The organism is Candidatus Korarchaeota archaeon NZ13-K (assembly GCA_003344655.1).
Taxonomy (GTDB): Archaea; Korarchaeota; Korarchaeia; order Korarchaeales; family Korarchaeaceae; genus Korarchaeum.
In genome coordinates this window covers 1-3,233 of sequence record MAIU01000111.1, presented here as the reverse complement: position 1 = coordinate 3,233, position 3,233 = coordinate 1, and the positions used below count along the sequence as shown (strand labels likewise).

At 57.6% G+C, this 3,233-nt stretch carries 5 protein-coding genes; 4 read left to right on the top strand and 1 reads right to left on the bottom strand.

All coding sequences use genetic code 11. The annotated features are described in order from the left end of the window. On the top strand, positions 1-205 hold a 205-nt coding region (locus tag BA066_07455), incomplete at its 5' end, for a ferritin (GenBank protein RDD52861.1). 62 nt (positions 206-267) lie between these two features. Continuing rightward, positions 268-729, top strand: a complete 462-nt coding sequence (locus BA066_07450; GenBank protein RDD52860.1) for an Lrp/AsnC family transcriptional regulator — start codon at positions 268-270, stop codon at positions 727-729. A 3-nt stretch (positions 730-732) separates the two neighbouring features. Here the strand turns inward: BA066_07450 and BA066_07445 are convergent, their stop codons facing one another. Beyond that, on the bottom strand, positions 733-1,581 hold the full coding sequence (locus BA066_07445) for a hypothetical protein (protein RDD52859.1): 849 nt from the start codon (positions 1,579-1,581) through the stop codon (positions 733-735). A 179-nt stretch (positions 1,582-1,760) separates the two neighbouring features. On the opposite strand from BA066_07445, the gene BA066_07440 reads away from it, so the two are divergent. Both BA066_07440 and BA066_07435 read left to right on the top strand, forming a co-directional pair. Then, positions 1,761-2,822 (top strand): hypothetical protein, encoded by a 1,062-nt coding sequence (locus BA066_07440; GenBank protein RDD52858.1) that lies wholly within the window; start codon positions 1,761-1,763, stop codon positions 2,820-2,822. After that, the coding region (locus BA066_07435) for a hypothetical protein (protein RDD52857.1) at positions 2,819-3,233 on the top strand (415 nt) is incomplete at its 3' end. The genes BA066_07440 and BA066_07435, both read left to right, overlap by 4 nt.

The following is a 3,233-nucleotide window of genomic DNA, read 5'->3' as shown; positions in this document are numbered from 1 at the left end:
CTCCGGTAGGATGAAGGAGATAGCTGTGGAGGAGATGAAGCATGCAGAGGCAATAGCGGAGAGGCTCTGGTACCTGGGAGGTACTCCCACGACAGTTCCCGATCCGATAAAGGTTGGTAGCAACCTGAGGGAGATGATTGAGCAGGACGTGAGGGATGAGGAGGAGCACCACGACTTCTTCAAGACAGTCCTCGAGGGCCTGTAATCGCACCACCCCGCGGGCCCATTCGGTGAAATATTTTTAGGTTAGTGGGGAAGGTCCCGCGCATGGAAGGAGGGAACATAAGGAGGCTGAGGCTGGACGAGAGGGACAGGCAGATAATAGAGATGATAGTAAGGGATGGAAGGGTCTCCTTCAGGAGGATAGCTGAGAGCCTTGGGATAAGCGATGTGGCCGTCAGGAAGAGGGTGAGGAGGCTCGAGAGGCTTGGAGTTATAAGGGGCTTCACGGTGAAGCTGGATCCCGCGACGCTAGGTTACTCCATAGTTTCCATCACGGGCGTGGACGTGGAGCCGGGGGAGATAGTCAGGGTCGCGAGGGAGCTGGCTGAGAGGAGCTATGCGAGGTCCGTCTCCATAACAGCGGGTGACCATGCCATAATAGTTGAGCTCTGGGCCAGGAACGAGGAGGAGATGGAGAGGATATTGAGGGAGATAAGGGAGATGAGGGGCGTCACGAGGGTCTGCCCCGCCATGATAACCCAGAGGATAAAGGAGAACTGCTTCTAGCCTTCACTCCACCTCAACCTTTATGAACTGCCTGAGGGCCTCTAGCTCGATGTAATCCTCCATCCTCAGCCCGAGGCTCCTGAAGTGGGCCTCGGCCAGCCTGGCCACGCTCATCCCCTTCGGGGTGAGCCTGTAGGAGATCCCCCTCCTGCTCTCCGGATCCCTCTCCTTCTGGAGGAGACCATCCGCCACCAGGTACTTCCTGACGTGGTAATCAAGGCTCACAGCCTTGGATCTCAGGTCCCCTCCCTTCTCCCTGAGCCTCACGTACCTGGCCAGGTTGTGGGGGGTCACCCTCTCCCCCACCTCCTCCAGGATCATGGCCACGTAGAGTATGGAGAGCGACACCTCGTTCAGCTTCCAGGTCGGGTAGGTTATGAGCTCCCTGTAGCCATCATCGGTCAGCTCTATCGCCCTGGCATCCAGGTAGAGGGCGAGGTGGAAGAGGTCTATCCTGTGCGGGCCCGCGCAGACTATGAGTGCCCTCATGCCCCGATCCCCCTCGTAAGCCCTCATGAGATCCGGTAGCTCTGAGAAGTGCGATATCATCCCTATCTGATCCACCCTCCCCAGTATGACCTCGGTCACCCTCTCCTCACCGTTTATAGCCACCAGCCTCCCCCTGAACTCCTCCAGCCCCTCGCCCGAGGATCCGTCATTGAGGAATATCGCCGAAACTATCATCCTGATTTCTCTTGAGATTATCTGAGAAAGGAGGGAGAAGTTTGCGGAGGTGGGAGCTATCAGAATGTACCAAGAGTCGGAAAGGTCTATAATTTTTTTGTATTCAGCTCTAAGGACGCTTTCCATTCCCTTAAGGGTTTGCCTAGCCCCCACCTCCCTCGAGGACATCGATCAAAATACATTTTGATCAGCTTATAATCTTTTTGTCATTTCATCCCCCATTTGATCCCCAATCACCCTTTTTCGGTTCTTAATAAATTTTTGTGATCAAAATCGGTAATTACCCGACTTGAACATCACATCAGAATGCTTTATTAGGAGAATATTTCAAAACTATCGGGAAGCTCATGAAAAAGAGGGATGAGTGGTTCAGCGAGGTCGACGTGGCGCGGCTCTCCCCCAGCATCAGGCCCTACAGTGAATACAATGAAGTCCTCGGGGACATATCAAAAGGTATATTCTCAAATATAATGGGGTTGGTGAACAAAGCTGAAGCCATAGTCCCGAGGCTGAGGGAGGTTCTACCTATAATGAGGCTCGGGGCGGAAGCAGCGAGCCCGAACGTGGCGGCCGTTGACTCGGGCTCGGGTGGCAAGGACCTCCTCGTGGGCTATCAGCCGATAAGCCTCGCCGTCGGGGCCGTCTTCATAGGGGGCCTGAGGATGTCAGATCCCCTGCTCGCCACCCTGAGACCCCCCTCATCCTGCCCGGACGACGAGGAGGGGGTCAAGCTCTCATCCCTGATCGGCTACTACCTGATGTACAACCTGGCCTCAATCCTGCTGAGCAAGAGCGATCTCGTGCTCATAGATGGTCCTCTCTACCTGCCGAGAAGCTACTACGCCCCCAGGGGGAGGAGCTACTCACCTAGCTACCTGGAGGTTTATGAGGCGGCGCTGCGCTCCCTCTCCAACCTCCTGAGGGAGGCCAAGCTTGCGGGAAAGCACGTCGTAGGCGTGGTCAAGAGGGTGAGGAGTCACTACATCTCGACATGGCTCGGTATGGATAGCGTCCCGGATTCCCTCCTCTCCTCCCTCCTGCTCAGTGAGGGGGAGGCCCTCGGCCCCATACCCGCGGACGGGAGCTGGGAGGAGGTCGCCGGCTTCCTGGGCGATGCCAGGGGGCTCAGGCTCTGGGTCACCTTCTTGAGGAGGGGGAAGTCCCCCGTCAGGCTGGACCTCCCGGAGTTCTCGCTCGATGAGGCCAGGATCATAGTCTCGCAGATATACTCCCTCTCTGAGCCAAGCACGGGCCTGCCCCTGCCCATAATAGCGGTCGACAGGCTCTCCAAGCTGACCAACAGGCAGACCTCCCTGATCTACAGGATGGTCCTGAGCGAGGCCAGGGCCAGGGGGCTCAGCCCTGAGAGGCTCCCGCTCTTCTCGCTGCAGAGGGGTGAGATCGATTGAGGGAAGTGGTCGGTCACGTGATCTCCCGATCAACGCCCAGAAGGGTGCTCTTCGTGGCCCTCAAGGGCGCGAAGCTGTCCATGGGAGACTTCTACGTGATCGATCACCCATGGGAGGGCCTCCCCGTATTCCTAAGGGTCAGGGAGATACAGACGATAAACGAGGAGGTTGAGCTCGGGAAGGCCGGGCTCATAGCGAGCAGCTCCGGCCTCATCTCAAACTACAGCAGCGAGCTGGAGTACCTGATAGCTGATTGTGAGGTCATAGGCTACAGGGACCCTGCTTCCGGGAGGATAAGGCCCCTAGAGGCCCCTCCACCCACGCTCTCCAAGGTCATGAGGCCCGAGGCCAGCGAGCTTTCCAGCTTCCTGGCCCCCCCATTCTCCCAGGGGCTCCCGCTGAGGGTGGGGA